The organism is Daejeonella sp. (assembly GCF_017495225.1).
Classification (GTDB): Bacteria; Bacteroidota; Bacteroidia; order Sphingobacteriales; family Sphingobacteriaceae; genus Daejeonella.
Window position 1 is genome coordinate 37,291 of sequence record NZ_JAFEIG010000020.1, and the last position, 16,355, is coordinate 53,645.

Here is a 16,355-nt window from a genome sequence, read left to right on the forward strand (position 1 = left end):
TCCTGATTAATAGGAGGGTATTTTTGAAAAAAAGAATATATTTTTTAGATTAAACTAACACTTCTATTTACAAATTCAGTTAGTTCAGAACCAGTTAACATTCCTTGAGATAATAAAGCTAAATCGAAGGCTTGTTTAGCAAGTTGTAATTGTTCAGATTCATCTGTGCTTTGAAGAATTTTTCCAATAAGCTTGTGATTTCCATTGATAGCTACATTGTAATTATCAGGAAGAGTACCATAAAAGCCCATTCCACCACCCATTTTCGACATGTCTTTCATGCGACGCATAAACTCATCCATGGTTACAATTACGGGAAGTTCATCTGGATTTAAGCTTTCAATTTCAACGCGCATGTTTGGCTTTGTGATAGCTTTTTCAAAGATTGATTTCACGATGCCTTTTTCATCATCGTTAAGTACATGTACAGTATTGTCCTCCTTTGCAATAATTTTATCAGCCACATCAGCATCAACACGTTTTAAAGATGTTTTTTCGAGTTTTTGCTCCATCTGACTTATAAAATGAGTGTCGATAGGAGAGTTCATTAATAAAACATCATAACCCTTTTTATTCGCTGACTGTATGAATGTGTCTTGTTTATCTGCATCTGTAGCATATAAATAGACTAGATTTTCATCTTTATCTGTTTGTGCAGACTTAACCTTTTCTTTGTATTCATCTAAAGTGAAATACTTATTTTGGGTATTGCCTAATAAAACGAAATCTTTTCCTTTTTCATAAAATTTCTCTTCGCTAATCATGCCATATTTTACGAATAAACCGATATCATTCCACTTTTCTTCGTATGACTTACGGTCGTTCTTGAATAGTGAAGCAAGTTTATCAGCAACTTTTTTGGTGATATAGCTATTTATCTTTTTAACGGCACTGTCTGCTTGTAAAAAGCTTCTAGATACGTTTAATGGGATATCTGGTGAGTCGATAATGCCATGTAATAGCATTAAAAATTCAGGGACAACATCTTTCACCTCATCGGTAATGAATACTTGTCTTGAGAATAACTTGATTTTGTTTCTCTGAATTTCGAATTCATTTTTAACTTTCGGGAAGTATAAAACTCCAGTTAAATTGAAAGGATAGTCAACGTTCAAATGGATCCAAAACAATGGATCTTCAGAAAATGGATATAATTCCTTGTAAAAAGCTAAATAATCTTCATCTTTTAGCTCTGAAGGCGATTTTGTCCATATAGGGCTAGTATTATTGATAATATTATCAACTTCTACAGATTTATATTGAGGCTTTCCATCTTTATCTTCACCATCGGGAATAGATTCAGATTTAGTACCAAATTGAACTGGAATAGGTAAAAATTTACAGTATTTATCGAGAATTTCAGCAAGCTTTGCCTTGTCTAAAAACTCTTTGGATTCTTTATTAATGTGAAGAATAATATCAGTACCTCTGCTTGTACGGCTACCGGGACTAATCTCAAATTCAGTGCTTCCATCACAAACCCAACGCGCAGGTTCAGAAGCATCTTTAAATGATAATGTTTGAATCTCTACTTGATCTGCAACCATAAAAGCGGAGTAAAATCCGAGTCCGAATTTTCCAATGATCTCATTGGCATCTTTTGCATCCTTAAATTTCTCGACAAATTCAGTCGCACCCGAAAAGGCCACCTGATTAATATATTTCTTAATTTCTTCGGCAGTCATCCCCAATCCATTATCTGAAATGGTGATGGTTTTTTTCTTTTCGTCGAATGCTACAGAAACTCTTAAATCTCCAAGATCTCCATTATATTCACCAAGAGAGGAGAGGCGCTTTATTTTTTGAGTGGCATCCACTGCGTTTGCAACCAGCTCTCTCAGGAAGATCTCGTTATCAGAGTATAAAAATTTCTTAATGATTGGAAAAATGTTCTCAGTGTGAATCGAAATGGTTCCTTTTTCTTGCATCTTTTTAATTATTTTGGTTAACGGGGGTATTATCTCAATACTTATTCCAAAATAAAATATATGTCAGAATGACACACTGTTTACCTTTATTCTATAATAAAATATTTGTGATTATCTATAAATCGGTATTTTATTATAACAATAATAATTTAATTATAAATTAAATTTTTATTATAAAAAAGAAACAAAAGAAGGTTTATTCTACAGAGTCTTTTTTCCTATTAAACTCAGAGGTAGTATGGAATTCAACATCAGGGAAATCGCGTTTAGCAAGGTTTAATGTCCAATCATTATCAGCCAGAAATACAGGATTACCATCTTTATCAGTAGCTATATGATGATGTCTACGTTGAATGATTTCGTTAATATTTTTCTTGTCTTTTGAAGTTAACCAGCTTGATTTTCTGAAGGTTAATGGCCTGAATGCACATTTGGCACCATATTCATGTTGAAGTCTGAATACAATAACTTCATACTGAAGTTCACCAACTGTTCCAATAATTTTACGATTTCCTGGCTGTTGTACAAAAAGCTGGGCTACACCTTCTTCGGTAAGCTGCTGAAGTCCTTTTTCTAATTGTTTAGATTTTAGGGGATCTCTATTTTCAACTTCTTTAAATATTTCGGGTGAGAAGCTTGGGATTCCTTTAAATTGTAGGTTTTCACCTTCTGTAAGTGTATCGCCAATTTTAAAGTTACCACTGTCATATAAACCTACCACATCACCTGGCCATGCCTCTTCAACGAGACTTTTTTCATTAGCCATAAAATCTACAGGATTTGAAAATTTTAGTTTTTTATCTAATCGGGTGTGATAATAGAATTTATTGCGTTCAAATTTTCCTGAACATATTCTTAAAAAGGCAATCCGATCGCGATGATTAGGGTCTAAGTTAGCATGTATTTTAAAAACAAAACCAGTGAAGTTTTTTTCGTTTGCTAAAACCATACGTTCATTAGCTTCACGGCTTTTAGGGCTGGGAGCTATAGAAACGAAGGTATCGAGAAGCTCTCTTATTCCGAAATTATTGATGGCACTACCAAAAAATACCGGAGCTAATAAGCCTTCCAAATAAAGCTCATTATCTAATTTTCCATAAACTCCATCTACTAATTCTAGGTCATCTTGGAGTGTTTTTAATTCTTTTTCTTGAAGAAATTTATTGAGTAGGGGGTCGTTCAGATCGTTTACCTGAATAACTGGTTCCGTTATTTTAGATTTATCTGGTTTAAACAGATTCAGTTGCTTCTCATAAATATTATATACGCCTTTAAAATTATGGCCTTGTCCAATAGGCCATGAAAGAGGGCATACACTAATGTTTAAGTTGTTTTCAAGTTCATCAAGTAGATCAAAGGTATCTTTACCTTCACGGTCAAGTTTGTTGATGAAAATGATCACAGGAGTGTTCCGCATGCGACAAACATCCATCAGTTTTTGTGTTTGTTCCTCAACCCCCTTAACACTATCTACAACTAAAATAACACTATCAACGGCAGATAAAGTTCGGTAAGTATCCTCTGCAAAGTCCTTGTGACCCGGTGTATCTAAAATATTAATTCTTTTCCCATTATATTCAAATCCCATAACTGAGGTAGCAACAGAAATTCCTCTCTGCTTCTCAATCTCCATGAAATCTGAGGTGCTACTCTGATTGGCCTTGTTCCGTTTTACTGTCCCAGCAGTATTAATTGCACCTCCAAACAGCAAGAATTTCTCTGTTAATGTAGTTTTACCAGCATCTGGGTGAGAAATAATTGCAAATGTTTTTCTTTTTTCAATTTCAGGGTTGAACATAATATTCGGAACGTCGGCTTGTATTTGAATGAATAGAAATTTTTAAAAATAAGAATCGTCAGTCTCTTAAATAGCGTGCAAAGGTAGTGAATTTTGATTTAAATCGTTTTAAAGCATTAAAAACCTTCAAAAACAAGGTTTTTATTATTTAAAAAATACCTCAGTTGCGCCATAACCAAATTTTTCTTTTCTAGCATCCATGTAGGTTTTTACTTGGGGATGTTTAGAAATAAACTTGTGCAGCTCTGTCCTTAAAGTTCCATTACCAGTCCCGTGAATAAAAATTATTGATTGTAGTTTATGTACAATGGCAGCATCTAAACACTTTTTAAAGTGATCTGTCTGAATGTTTAATATTTCAGAATTGCTTAAAAAGTGAAAATCATCTCTTAGTTTTTCGATATGAAGATCAATTTCTTTGCCTGGATTTTGGATTTCAATTTTTTCATCACTTCCTTTAAAAAAACTTTCTTTCAGTTTTTGAGGATCAATTAATGGAGTTTGAGGATCTAATTGAATAATCCATGCGTCTTTAGCCAATATACTTTGATGCTTTTTTACTCCTGAAAAATCTTTTGCCTTGAATTTATCAGAATAGAGTAGGGGCTTTTGAAATTCATGCTTTCCATTACTGTAAAATAGGCATTGGATATGAAATTTGGGCCATAAATCTAGTTCGTTTAAAGACGCTGAAAAAATTTGAATGCTTGAATTGCTTTTCAATATTCCAGAGCATTCTCCTTTATATTCTTGGTTTTTTTCTGTGTTTAAAGTGAATAATATTTCCCATGAACTAGTATTTACAAGATTAAAATATACTACTGAGCCAACGCGTTTATCATCTGTAATGGCAAGAAATAAACCAGTTGAGATAAATTTATCGCTTTGATTTAAGCCTTCCTTTTTAATTTCTTCAATATCAACTACATCACTTTTCCCATGAACACGAGTTACCTGACTTGCAAGAACGGGTATTTCAAAGCCGTCATCATCGGTAACGGCAATGGTATCTTCATCAATTATTCGAGTGATAATCCCTTCACGTTTTTCATTTACAAAGCGAACAAATTCGCCTAATTTATACTTCATTTTGATTTAATTATTTACAAATCTATCAAAAATAGCTACCATAATTTTTTTTATCATCAATACCTGAATTTAGGTTTAAGAATTAACTTTGTTGAATATGAGTAAAGACCCATTACATGGCAAAACCTTAGAATCCATTTTGATTTTTTTAGTGGAACATTATGGATGGGAAAACTTAGCTTCTCTAATTAGGATTAATTGCTTTATTGATAATCCAAGTATTAACTCAAGCTTAAAATTTTTTAGAAAGACAGATTGGGCCCGAAAAAAGGTTGAAGCACTTTATATCAATACAATTAATAAGCAGAATGAGAAATTATGACGATTTAACGATATTTTTATAGCTCAAATTGCCTTAAATTTTTGATATTTGAGTAACCAAATTATTAATCATGAATAAGATGAAATTATTTTTACCTGCATTATCTTTAATTTTTGCTTTTGCAGCTTGTAACCAAACAGAACAAAAAACTGAAACTGCAGCAGCAACAGATTCTGTAAGTGTCTCAACACCAATTGAAATTGAATTGAAAGACTCAAATGTTGATATGGCTTATGATCAATATTTACAATTAAAGGATGTTTTAATATTGTCTGATTCAGTTCAAACTCGCACCTCAGCTAAATTGCTTGTAGGTACCTTAGCTAAAATTACTGGTTCAGAAAGTACAGCCAAATTGGCTAATGATATCGCTAATGAAATCTCATTGTCTAAGCAAAGAGTTATCTTCACTTCATTAAGTAACGAATTAATTGAGTTATTTAAAAAATCGGAAATTACTTCTGGTAGTATGTTCGTTCAGTTTTGTCCGATGGCAAATGAAGGAGAGGGTGGATACTGGTTAGCCTCTGAAACTGAAATTAAAAATCCGTATTATGGTGATGAGATGCTTAATTGCGGTGAAGTAAAGGAAACCATTGAAAAAAAATAGTCTTAAATAAATTTTATTCAGGCAAATCTTTGTTTTAACATCATTTATTGTAATTTCTCTGTTGAAAATTGATAAAATCTCATTTTTAACAAAAATATTGCAATTCATTTCACTAAAATGTGCTCTAAAATGAGCTTATTTATTAGTTTTGTCTAATAACCATATTAATCATTATGTCGGAAACAGCATCCTTAAAAATAGGAGAAAAAACTTACGAACTACCAATAATAACAGGTACTGAAGGTGAAAAAGCTATTGATATCTCTAAACTTAGAGATGTTAGCGGTTTTATAACTTTAGACTCTGGTTATAAGAATACAGGCGCCACTAAAAGTGCTATCACCTACCTAGATGGTGAAGAGGGAATATTAAAGTATAGAGGCTATGGAATTGAAGAATTAGCTGAAAAATCTACTTTCCTTGAGGTGGCTTATTTATTAATTTATGGCAATCTTCCAACTCAAAGTCAGTTAGATTCTTTTCAATCGGATATTTCGAGACATACTCTGGTTCATGAAGATATGAAAAAGTTTTTTGATGGTTTTCCATCGAAATCTCACCCTATGGGTCAGTTGTCTTCTTTGATTTGCTCATTATCATCTTTTTATCCAGAATCTTTAAATTCTAAGCAAACAGCTGAAGAGCAAAATTTAACAATAATAAAGCTTCTAGCCAAAATGACTACTGTTGTTTCATGGATTTACAAGAAGTCTTTAGGTCATCCAATTATCTATCCTCAAAATAAGCTTGATTATGTGAGTAATTTCTTAAACATGACTTTCGGTCAGCGTACAGAGGAAATTATAATTGACCCAGTTATTGTTAAAGCGATGAATGTTTTATTCATACTGCATGCAGACCATGAACAAAATTGTTCTACCTCAACGGTTCGTATTGTTGGTTCATCAGAATGTAATTTATATGCATCCATATCAGCGGGTATTTCAGCACTTTGGGGACCATTACATGGTGGTGCTAATCAAGCAGTTATTGAGATGCTTGAGCAAATTAAAAATGATGGTGGCGATACCGATAAGTGGATAAATAAAGCAAAAGATAAAAATGATAGTTTCCGTTTGATGGGATTCGGACACCGTGTTTATAAGAACTTTGATCCACGTGCCAAAATCATTAAAAAGGCTTGTGATGATATTCTTGATAAATTAGGCATCAATGATCCAGTTTTAGATATTGCTAAGAAGTTAGAGGAAGCAGCTCTAAATGATCCATATTTTGTGGAGCGTAAACTATATCCAAATGTTGATTTCTATTCTGGTATTATTTATCGTGCTTTAGGTTTCCCTACTGATATGTTTACAGTACTTTTCGCTCTAGGCCGTTTACCGGGATGGATTGCACAGTGGAAAGAAATGCGTGAAAACAAAGAGCCAATTGGACGTCCTAGACAGATATTCACTGGTGAGGTTGTTCGCGAATATGTTGATTTATCAAAGCGCTAATTATTAAAAATAAAAAAATCCGGTGAAAATTTTCACCGGATTTTTTTTGCCTAAATATTTGAATAAAATAATATTTACATTAAAATACCAGCTATTGTTGCTGATAAGTAGGAGGCAAGTGTACCACAAATTAATGCTCTCATACCTAGTTTAGCAAGGTCTGTTCTTCTTTCTGGAGAAAGTTCTCCGATACCTCCAACTTGTATAGCAATTGAACTAAAATTAGCAAAACCGCATAATGCGAAACTGGTTATTAATATTGTTTTCTGATCAAGGGTTTCCTTGATTTTTACTAAATCGAGGTAGGCAACAAATTCATTGATTACCATTTTAGTCCCCATTAAAGAACCAGCTACCTGGATATCTTTTCCTGGAACTCCCATTGCATAAGCAAAAACTGAGAATAAAGATCCTAAAATTTGATTTAGACTAAGCGTCTGTAAATTAATTCCTATAAATGAAAGTGAAAGGCCTAAACTACTTAATCCCAAGCCTATTTTTCCTAAAACAAAATCGACCAAAGCAATTATTGCAATAAACCCAATAAGCATGGCTACTACATTTAAACCAACCTTTAATCCATCACTTGCCCCATGAGAAATTGCATCTACTAGATTCGCATTTGTTTTTTTAATTTCTAGAGATACTCTTCCTTTTGTTTCTGAAATCTCAGTTTCAGGCCAAACGATTTTAGATATAACAAGAGCAGCCGGAGCAGCCATTAAACTTGCAGCAATTAAATATTCAGCTGGTACACCCATTGCGATATATACTGCCATAACCCCACCCGCAATACATGCCATGCTTCCGGTCATAGATGCTAAAAGTTCAGACATAGTCATACCTTTTAAATAAGGTTTTATCATGATTTGAGCTTCTACTTGCCCAACAAAGGCACTTGCAACGTTTGATAAGGCTTCAGATCCAGACACGCCCATAAGCTTATAAACAATCATAGCAATGAATTTTACAATCCGTTGCATAATTCCCAAATAATAAGCTACACTCACTAAAACCGCAACAAATATTATGGTAGGGATAATATTGAAGAAAAAGATAAACTCATTTCCAGCTCCAAAAGCTTTACCCATGTTAACCGAATTAACTAGGGGGCCAAATACAAATTCAGCACCTTTTTGTGAGAAATTAAGGATTTTAGTCACTGCAGTACCCAGCCAAGCGAAGATTGCTTTTCCTACTGGAACTTTAAGGATGAAAATTGCAAGTGATAATTGTATAGCTATTCCAGAAAGAACTAACCTATAATTTATCGCTTTTCTGTTATTAGACATTAAAAAAGCGATACCAAAAATTAAAAAAACGCCAATAAGACCTGTAAATCTTTCCATAGAATGAATAAAATGAATTAATCGTGAAATTTAGGAATAAGATTTATAAATAATGAATTATTCGAAAATTCATGAAGATTTTCTTCTTGAAAGTTCATCACGTATGCTTGCAGCCTTTTCATAAGCTTCTTCTGCAAGTGCATTCTTCAATTTAGTTTTTAATTCATCTTCAGATAGAGCACTGTAATTTAAAGCGGTGCCGGCTACTTTTTCTTCTTTAGGTGTTTCTATATTTTCAAGAAAAACGAAATCATTGCCTTCAATTACAATTCCTGCACTAGCTAAAATAAACTCATAGGTATAAATTGGACAGTCAAAACGTACAGCTAAAGCTATTGCATCAGAAGTTCTAGCATCAATCTCACTTGTTTTTTTGCCATCTGAACAGATTAATTTAGCGTAAAATATCCCGTCTACAAGGTTATAAATAATTATTTCTTGGATGTTTAAATGATAGTTTTCAGCCAATGATTTGAAAAGATCGTGAGTTAAAGGTCTACTAGGAGTCATTTTTTCAATTTCGATGGCTATTGCTTGGGCTTCGAAACTTCCTATTATTATAGGTAATCTTCTTCGTCCATGCACTTCTCCTAATACTAATGCATATGCACCAGATTGAGTCTGACTGTAAGATAAGCCTACAATATCTAGTTTAATCTTCTTCATAAATAAAGACTGAATTGTAATGAATTAAAACTAAAAAATGTTTTAAGAATGCGCTTTATAAGCTTTAACAGCATCTATTAATTTGGGAACTACATCAAATGCATCACCAACAATACCATAATCAGCCACTTTGAAAAATGGTGCTTCTGGATCTTTATTTATCACAACAATAGTTTTTGATGAGCTAACACCTGCTAGATGTTGAATGGCACCAGAAATCCCAATGGCAATGTATAAATTCGGACTTACGGCTATTCCTGTTTGACCAACATGCTCTTCGTGAGGTCTCCAACCAGCATCAGAAATAGGTTTTGAGCATGCTGTTGCTGCTCCAAGTGTTTTTGCAAGCTCTTCAATCATAGCCCAATTTTCTGGTCCTTTCATACCACGACCAGCTGAAACGACTAATTCGGCATCAGGTAGAGCAATTTTATCACTAGCTCTCACAATTTCAGAAACCATAGTTCCGAAATCTGAATCGTTCAATTCAGGAGCAAAATTTTCGACTACAGCTACATCGTTACTTTCATTAATCTGATAAGAATTTGGATTTAATGCAATCACTTTTATTGCTGACGTTAATTCAACTGTTGCAAAAGCTTTCCCAGAAAATGCTGTTCTTTTAACGGTGAAGACATTATTTTCAATTTTTGGAAGCTCTACTGCTGCATCAACAAGTCCCGCGCCCAATTTTACCGCAACACGTGGCGAAAGACCTTTTCCAGTGAACGAATTCGATAAAATTACAACACTTGCACTTTCTTTTTTTGCTGCTTCTGCTATTATTGATGCATAAGCTTGGTTTACAAAAGTTTTTAATTGATCATTGCTGACATTTAATATCTTTTTAGCACCATAATTGCCAATATTACTTAAATCAGATTGTTCAACATTTCCAATGGAAATTGCTATTAAATCTGTGTTTAGCTGCTTTGACACTGCCGCAGCATATGAAACTACTTCAAATGTGGATTTCTTAAATTTACCACCTGCATTCTCAACGTATACTAAAACCGACATATTTATAAATTTGGCCCTTTTAAAGGGGGTTAAAATCGATGATCTGTTTATTAAATAACTTTTGCTTCTGTATGTAAAAGATTAACTAATTTCTCTACTTCATTATCTAAAAGCATGGTAACTGAGCCTCTTGGAGCTGGAACTGAATAGGAGGTGAATTTAACTAATTCATCTACCGATACAGCTTCTATCACATCAAGTGTTTTTGTTCTGGCCGACATTATGCCACGCATATTTGGGATTTTAGGCTCTGCCACTCCCTCAGCACAGCTAGCTACAAATGGCAAGGAAACATTTAAAATTTCTTTACCACCTTCAATTTCTCGAACTACATTCGCTTTGCTACCATCAATATCTATTTTTTTAACAATCGAGATGGAAGGAATGTTTAATAATTCTCCTAACATGGCAGCAATTTGTGAACCATTATAGTCTATTGATTCACGACCAGTTAAGATTAAATCAAATCCTTTTTCTTTTGCATAATGCGCTATTTGAGAAGAAACAAAATAAGCGTCTCTAGGAGCCGAATTTACACGAACTGCATCATCAGCACCAATAGCTAGTGCTTTTCTGATTGTTGGTTCTGAGTTAATATCTCCAACATGAATTACTGTTACAGTCCCTTTACCGTTTTCGGTCAATTCAATCGCTCTTGCTAAAGCAATTTCATCATATGGGTTTAATATATATTGAACACCTGTCGTATTGAATTGTGTATTATCACCGCTAAAACTTATTTTTGCTGTTGTATCGGGAACGTTACTTATACAAACTAATATTTTCATATAGATTTCTCTTTTTACAAATCTACTTAAAAAAGATATAATAAAATGCATCATATACGTTTACAAAAGCTTTTGACTTTTCTTGAAAATGAGCCTACGGACCCTTTTTTAAAGTATGCATTAGCAACTGAATACATGAGTCAGAATGATTTAGAGAAAGCATTATTTTATTATGATGATTTAATGACACAACATCCTGATTATGTAGGTACTTATTATCATGCTGGAAAATTGTATGAACGTTTAGAAAAGAAGCCTGAAGCTATTCTTATTTATCAAAAAGGCATGCAAATTGCTAGAAAAGCAGGTGATAATCACGCTTTTTCAGAGTTACAAGCAGTTTACAATTCGGCTGTAGGTTTAGATTATGAAGACGATTAAATAAAATGTGGACCAAACGCCAATTGATATTTATTTATGATGTAGTTTGGTTTACACTTACTGCTTTTGGCGGTGCGCAAGCACATTTGGGCTTGATGCTTAAAAATTTTGTAAGGAAAAGGCAATATATTTCTGAAACTGAACTTCTTGAACTGAATGCTTTAACACAAATACTTCCTGGCCCTTCTTCTACCCAAACCCTAATTGGAATTGCTTTTAAAGTAGGGGGATTGCCAATGGCTATTTTTACTTTTTTTATTTGGATAATTCCATCAACTGCATTGATGTGTTTAGCGGTTTTAAGTTATACGATATTAGGCCAAAAGGAAAAATTCGATAAAGTTTTGGAATATATTCAACCTATAGCAGTTGGAATTGTAGGTTATGCAGCATTTTCATTTGCTCAAGCGGTTTTAAAATCACAAATAGCCATTTGGTTAGCATTAGGTTCTTTATTTGCTACTTTAATTTTAAGAAATGCTTATGCTTTTCCAATTTTAATTTTAGTAGGTGGAATAGTTTCTTCTACCATTCAATCAGCCGCAGAGGAGAATAAGCTCAGATTAAAGTTGTTTTCAAATATTAATCCGAAAAAGATAGCCTATTTTGTAGGTGTCCTATTATTTTTTGCCGCTTTGGGTGCTCTAATAAATAGGACATCTCCCTTCAGTTTGCCAATTCGTTTGTTTGAAAACTTCTATCGGAATGGAATAATGATTTTTGGTGGGGGACAAGTACTGGTACCGTTTATGTATACAGAATTTGTTGAGATGAAGTCTTATTTAGATTCTAATCAATTTTTATCTGGTTATGCTTTTCAACAAGCTTTACCTGGTCCTACCTTCTCTTTTACTTCTTTTGTTGGTGGGATGACTTTGAAAAATGCAGGTTATAGTATTTACGGACAAATTATGGGCAGTGTGATTGCTGTTTTAGGAATAAATTTACCTGGATTAATTTTGATTCTTTTTATTGTCCCTTTTTGGAATGATTTAAAGAAGATTACACGTATTAAAAATTCATTATCAGGTATTAATGCTGTATCTGTTGGTTTTATGATTGCAGCGTTTTTTCTTTTATTAAAGCCAGTAGGTGTTGATTTAATATCGATGGTGATAGTAATACTTACTTTCTTATTACTTCAATTCACTAAGATAAAAACTCCATTTATTATTCTATTTGGTGTAATTATAGGTTTTTTTATCTAGGTAATTCGATAAATCAATAAACTTTAAAATGGTTGTTCGTCATCCATATCATCCATTCTGGAAGGTCGTATAATGAAGTTGTTGGGTTTTTCAAAATCGTCTGAAGGTGAAATTCCAGCAAATGGGTTAGGATTATTTCCTGCAGGATTACTAAAATCTTCTTCTAAATCAAGGAATTTAACGAATTTACCAACAAATCGAAGTGGTACTGTACCTGTCTCTCCATTTCTATGTTTTGCAATAATAACTTCACCTATTCCGATGGTTGATCGACCTTCTTCATCTTCTGTTAAACCATAATACTCTGGTCGGTAAAGGAATAATACCATATCAGCATCTTGTTCAATTGATCCAGATTCCCTCAAATCCGACAACATTGGCTTTTTACTTCCTCCAGGACGGTTTTCTACTGCACGACTTAATTGAGATAGAGCAATAACAGGTACGTTTAATTCCTTAGCTACAGATTTTAATGCTCTTGAAATACTACCTATTTCTTGTTCACGGTTGCCACCTTTTCCATCGCTTTTCCCATGCATCAATTGTAAATAATCGATGATAATCATTTGAATATCGTATTGAGCCTTCAAACGCCTACATTTAGCTCTAAATTCAAAAATATTTAAGGCTGGTGTATCATCTATAAATAGGGGAGCTTCTGTTAATTTGCCGATTTTGGAATGAAGTTGCTGCCATTCCCATTCAGCTAAATGACCTTTTCTAATTTTTTCTTGTTCAATTTCTGTTTCTCCAGAAATAAGACGATTAACAAGCTGAACTGATGACATCTCCAGTGAAAAGAACACCACAGGCTTATTAAACTGAACAGCCGCATTTCGAGCACAACTCAAAACAAAAGCTGTTTTACCCATTGCTGGTCTTGCTGCTATAATTACAAGATCAGAGGGCTGCCATCCAGAGGTTATTCTATCGAGTGCAGTAAAACCAGAAGCAACACCAGTTAATCCATCAACTTTATCTTTTATTTTTTCGAGATTATCCAATGATTCACGGATGATTTCATCCATTTTCCTAGAATCTCTACGCAAATTGTTTTGTGCTATATCAAATAAATTTTTCTCTGCATGATCCAAAAGATCGAAAATATCGGTTGTATCTTCATACGACTTACTGATAATTTCTGTAGAAATTCGAATTAGTTCACGCTGAATAAATTTTTGCGAAATTATTCGGGCATGATATTCAATGTTTGCTGCTGATGCTACGCGATTGGTAAGCTCGGTGATATAATACGCACCTCCAATCATTTCTAAATCACCCTGTTGTCTTAATTGAGCTGTAACAGTTAGGATATCAATGGGTGATGACTTTTGAAACAAAAACTGAATAGCTTCAAAGATTTTTTGATGACTATCCTTGTAAAATACTGCCGGATTTAAAATGTCAATTACAGCTGATAAAGCATCTTTTTCCAACATTAGTGCACCTAGAACTGCTTCTTCTAGATCTATTGCTTGTGGTGGAAGTTTGCCTAATCCACTAGCCATAGTAGTCAATTTATTTCTGCGATCAGCAGAAAATGTTCCCTTTGTGCCTTTATTGTATTCTTGTTCCTGACCTAAACTCATAACAACAAAAGTAGATAAAAAATAGAGTCCAATTGTTTAAGTTTTTCACACAAAAATATTGAACGATTTATTTCTTGTTAATTGATCGAAAAATTCGACTATTTTATAAACATTAAAACAAAAAAATATGTTAATATCTTTAAAAAACTGCCTTTATAGTGGATTAAATCAAGTGTTAATAATTTTTTATCATGTTAATAAACCAAAACTACGTGCTAATTATCATACAATTTTATTTGAAAATGGAAATTATATCTACCTTCGCCAATAAATAAAATCATAAAATGAACGGTAGCCCTTTTAAAAGAAAACGTGAGCATGAAGTCCATGAGTCTAATCAAATGGTATTTGGAATTCGTGCTATTATTGAGGCTATTAAAAGTGGTAAAGAAATAGAGAATTTGTTCTTACAAAGAGGACTAACCGGTGGGATTATTCTTGAATTGCGTGCCTTGCTGAAAGATCAAGAAATTGGTTTTCAATTGGTTCCAGTTGAAAAATTAAATCGCTTAACGACTAAAAACCATCAGGGTGCAATAGCTTTTATATCTCCAATTAGTTATGATAAAATAGAAAATATAATTCCCTTGATTTATGAAAGGGGAGAAGTTCCTTTGATCTTGATACTTGATGGTATTACAGATGTTCGAAATTTTGGAGCTATCGCTAGAACAGCTGAATGTGCGGGTGTTCATGCAATTATAGTCCCTGCTAAAGGCTCAGCTCAAATTAACCCAGATGCAATTAAAACCTCTGCAGGTGCTCTCTATAAAATACCTGTATGTAGGCATGAAAGTCTTTTTAAAACAGCCAAATTTTTACAAGAATCTGGTTTACAATTAGTTGCGTGTACTGAAAAAACTAACGACTTTCTTTACCAGCCTGATTATACCGTTCCAACAACCATCATTATGGGCTCAGAAGAAAATGGTATTTCAACTGATTTAATCCGTATTTCAGACCATCTTGCTAAGATTCCTATGTTTGGTGAAATTGAATCACTAAACGTGTCAGTCTCAGCTGGTATTCTATTGTATGAAGCTGTTAGGCAAAAGCTAGCTACTAAATAAATTCAGTACCAAATCTCTGCTTTACATCAGCAACTATTTGCTTGATTTCTTGCTCTTTATCTCTAGGACAAATTAAAATGGTGTTATTTTCTTCTACCACAATAAAATCATGAAGTCCTTGAAGTACGAGTAGTTTGTCTTTAGAAACATTGACCATACAATTTGAAGAGTCGTACATGATTACCCTTTCGGAAGGTATTACAGCATTTCCAACATAATCCTTTTCAGATAAATCATAAATTGATGCCCATGTACCAAGATCAGACCAGCCAAATTCAGCTGGTAAAACATACACATTGTCAGCTTTCTCCATGATTCCATAATCAATCGAAATATTTGTACACTGTGAAAATGCTGATTGTACAAATTCGGATTCTTTAGTGGTATTGTACATATTTTCTCCTTCTTTAAAAATATCGTTCATCTCTGGGAGATGAGCTTCGAAGGAATTTAGAATATTTTTAACAGACCAAACAAAAATGCCTGCATTCCATAGAAAATCGCCACTTTGGACAAATGTTTTAGCGATTTCTAAATTTGGCTTTTCTGTAAAGGTTTTTACTTTGAAAAAATCTTCGCCAATTTTAGAATTATTGTATTGAATATAGCCATAACCTGTGTCTGGCCTTGATGGTTTTATTCCAAGGGTAATTAAACAGTCGTTATTTAATGCTGTGTCTAATGATTTTTTAATACAGCGAGTAAATTCTTCAGGATCCAAAATTAAATGGTCGGAAGGTGACACTACAATTGCAGCATCCGGGTTTATTCTCCGAATTTTATGACTTCCATAAGCAATACAAGGAGCTGTATTGCGCATAATTGGCTCTGCAAGGATTTGTGATTGATCAATACCAGGAAGTTGGTCTATCACAAGATTTATATAGTTTTCATTCGTTAAAATGAATATATTCTCTTTTGGAACAATATTTAAAAATCGTTCAAACGTTTGCTGTATAAGTGTTTTTCCTGTTCCCAAAATATCAATAAATTGTTTGGGATGAGAAGTACGACTTAATGGCCAGAATCTACTTCCAATGCCACCTGCCATTATTAGGACGTAATGATTTTTCATAT

Annotated in this window: 15 protein-coding genes; 6 read left to right on the top strand and 9 right to left on the bottom strand. The window is 33.5% G+C overall.

The window, feature by feature from the left end:
• Positions 1-44: 44 nt before the first annotated feature.
• The 3 genes from htpG to QZ136_RS07495 form a co-directional block, all read right to left on the bottom strand.
• On the bottom strand, positions 45-1,928 hold the full coding sequence (htpG, locus tag QZ136_RS07485; RefSeq protein WP_291402028.1) for a molecular chaperone HtpG: 1,884 nt from the start codon (positions 1,926-1,928) through the stop codon (positions 45-47).
• A 196-nt stretch (positions 1,929-2,124) separates the two neighbouring features.
• A complete protein-coding gene (locus QZ136_RS07490) occupies positions 2,125-3,726 on the bottom strand; it encodes a peptide chain release factor 3 (RefSeq protein WP_291402030.1) in 1,602 nt (533 codons plus the stop codon).
• 144 nt (positions 3,727-3,870) lie between these two features.
• The gene (locus QZ136_RS07495; RefSeq protein WP_291402033.1) at positions 3,871-4,815 is read right to left on the bottom strand and encodes a DUF2027 domain-containing protein; all 945 of its coding nucleotides are present in this window, start codon (positions 4,813-4,815) and stop codon (positions 3,871-3,873) included.
• Between the two features lie 88 nt (positions 4,816-4,903).
• On the opposite strand from QZ136_RS07495, the gene QZ136_RS07500 reads away from it, so the two are divergent.
• From QZ136_RS07500 to QZ136_RS07510, 3 genes are all read left to right on the top strand, one after another.
• Positions 4,904-5,137, top strand: a complete 234-nt coding sequence (locus QZ136_RS07500) for a VF530 family protein (RefSeq protein ID WP_363245013.1) — start codon at positions 4,904-4,906, stop codon at positions 5,135-5,137.
• Positions 5,138-5,207: 70 nt separating this feature from the next.
• Complete coding sequence (locus tag QZ136_RS07505) at positions 5,208-5,747, top strand: DUF3347 domain-containing protein (RefSeq protein WP_291402037.1); 540 nt, start codon at positions 5,208-5,210, stop codon at positions 5,745-5,747.
• Positions 5,748-5,920: 173 nt separating this feature from the next.
• Positions 5,921-7,207, top strand: a complete 1,287-nt coding sequence (locus tag QZ136_RS07510; RefSeq protein WP_291402039.1) for a citrate synthase — start codon at positions 5,921-5,923, stop codon at positions 7,205-7,207.
• Positions 7,208-7,281: 74 nt separating this feature from the next.
• Here the strand turns inward: QZ136_RS07510 and QZ136_RS07515 are convergent, their stop codons facing one another.
• The 4 genes from QZ136_RS07515 to QZ136_RS07530 all read right to left on the bottom strand — a co-directional run bounded on the left by QZ136_RS07515 (position 7,282) and on the right by QZ136_RS07530 (position 11,030).
• Complete coding sequence (locus QZ136_RS07515) at positions 7,282-8,556, bottom strand: nucleoside transporter C-terminal domain-containing protein (protein WP_291402041.1); 1,275 nt, start codon at positions 8,554-8,556, stop codon at positions 7,282-7,284.
• 69 nt (positions 8,557-8,625) lie between these two features.
• Positions 8,626-9,222, bottom strand: a complete 597-nt coding sequence (locus tag QZ136_RS07520) for a bifunctional nuclease domain-containing protein (protein ID WP_291402043.1) — start codon at positions 9,220-9,222, stop codon at positions 8,626-8,628.
• Between the two features lie 42 nt (positions 9,223-9,264).
• Positions 9,265-10,242, bottom strand: a complete 978-nt coding sequence (locus QZ136_RS07525) for an electron transfer flavoprotein subunit alpha/FixB family protein (RefSeq protein ID WP_291402045.1) — start codon at positions 10,240-10,242, stop codon at positions 9,265-9,267.
• A 50-nt stretch (positions 10,243-10,292) separates the two neighbouring features.
• Positions 10,293-11,030 (bottom strand): electron transfer flavoprotein subunit beta/FixA family protein, encoded by a 738-nt coding sequence (locus QZ136_RS07530; RefSeq protein WP_291402048.1) that lies wholly within the window; start codon positions 11,028-11,030, stop codon positions 10,293-10,295.
• A 45-nt stretch (positions 11,031-11,075) separates the two neighbouring features.
• Here QZ136_RS07530 and QZ136_RS07535 point away from each other — a divergent pair, with 45 nt between their 5' ends.
• Together QZ136_RS07535 and chrA are read left to right on the top strand one after the other, a co-directional pair.
• On the top strand, positions 11,076-11,411 hold the full coding sequence (locus QZ136_RS07535; RefSeq protein ID WP_291402050.1) for a tetratricopeptide repeat protein: 336 nt from the start codon (positions 11,076-11,078) through the stop codon (positions 11,409-11,411).
• A gap of 5 nt (positions 11,412-11,416) precedes the next feature.
• Positions 11,417-12,619, top strand: coding sequence for a chromate efflux transporter (gene chrA, locus QZ136_RS07540; protein WP_291402052.1), 1,203 nt, complete (start codon positions 11,417-11,419; stop codon positions 12,617-12,619).
• Between the two features lie 23 nt (positions 12,620-12,642).
• Here chrA and dnaB read toward each other — a convergent pair whose 3' ends face one another.
• Positions 12,643-14,208, bottom strand: a complete 1,566-nt coding sequence (gene dnaB / locus QZ136_RS07545) for a replicative DNA helicase (RefSeq protein WP_291402054.1) — start codon at positions 14,206-14,208, stop codon at positions 12,643-12,645.
• 284 nt (positions 14,209-14,492) lie between these two features.
• Between dnaB and rlmB the strand changes: the two genes are divergently transcribed.
• The gene (gene rlmB, locus QZ136_RS07550; protein ID WP_291402056.1) at positions 14,493-15,278 is read left to right on the top strand and encodes a 23S rRNA (guanosine(2251)-2'-O)-methyltransferase RlmB; all 786 of its coding nucleotides are present in this window, start codon (positions 14,493-14,495) and stop codon (positions 15,276-15,278) included.
• Here the strand turns inward: rlmB and QZ136_RS07555 are convergent.
• A complete protein-coding gene (locus tag QZ136_RS07555; RefSeq protein WP_291402058.1) occupies positions 15,271-16,353 on the bottom strand; it encodes a mannose-1-phosphate guanylyltransferase in 1,083 nt (360 codons plus the stop codon). The two genes, rlmB and QZ136_RS07555, sit on opposite strands and share 8 nt — an antisense overlap.
• Positions 16,354-16,355 lie beyond the last annotated feature (2 nt).

What these genes read in the sequence shown, in the direction of transcription:
- htpG (WP_291402028.1), bottom strand. Translation starts at nt 1,928, where the DNA reads ATGCAAGAAAAAGGAACCATTTCGATTCACACTGAGAACATTTTTCCA.
- QZ136_RS07490 (WP_291402030.1), bottom strand. Translation starts at nt 3,726, where the DNA reads ATGTTCAACCCTGAAATTGAAAAAAGAAAAACATTTGCAATTATTTCT.
- QZ136_RS07495 (WP_291402033.1), bottom strand. Translation starts at nt 4,815, where the DNA reads ATGAAGTATAAATTAGGCGAATTTGTTCGCTTTGTAAATGAAAAACGT.
- QZ136_RS07505 (WP_291402037.1), top strand. Translation starts at nt 5,208, where the DNA reads ATGAATAAGATGAAATTATTTTTACCTGCATTATCTTTAATTTTTGCT.
- QZ136_RS07510 (WP_291402039.1), top strand. Translation starts at nt 5,921, where the DNA reads ATGTCGGAAACAGCATCCTTAAAAATAGGAGAAAAAACTTACGAACTA.
- QZ136_RS07515 (WP_291402041.1), bottom strand. Translation starts at nt 8,556, where the DNA reads ATGGAAAGATTTACAGGTCTTATTGGCGTTTTTTTAATTTTTGGTATC.
- QZ136_RS07520 (WP_291402043.1), bottom strand. Translation starts at nt 9,222, where the DNA reads ATGAAGAAGATTAAACTAGATATTGTAGGCTTATCTTACAGTCAGACT.
- QZ136_RS07525 (WP_291402045.1), bottom strand. Translation starts at nt 10,242, where the DNA reads ATGTCGGTTTTAGTATACGTTGAGAATGCAGGTGGTAAATTTAAGAAA.
- QZ136_RS07530 (WP_291402048.1), bottom strand. Translation starts at nt 11,030, where the DNA reads ATGAAAATATTAGTTTGTATAAGTAACGTTCCCGATACAACAGCAAAA.
- QZ136_RS07535 (WP_291402050.1), top strand. Translation starts at nt 11,076, where the DNA reads ATGCATCATATACGTTTACAAAAGCTTTTGACTTTTCTTGAAAATGAG.
- chrA (WP_291402052.1), top strand. Translation starts at nt 11,417, where the DNA reads ATGTGGACCAAACGCCAATTGATATTTATTTATGATGTAGTTTGGTTT.
- dnaB (WP_291402054.1), bottom strand. Translation starts at nt 14,208, where the DNA reads ATGAGTTTAGGTCAGGAACAAGAATACAATAAAGGCACAAAGGGAACA.
- rlmB (WP_291402056.1), top strand. Translation starts at nt 14,493, where the DNA reads ATGAACGGTAGCCCTTTTAAAAGAAAACGTGAGCATGAAGTCCATGAG.
- QZ136_RS07555 (WP_291402058.1), bottom strand. Translation starts at nt 16,353, where the DNA reads ATGAAAAATCATTACGTCCTAATAATGGCAGGTGGCATTGGAAGTAGA.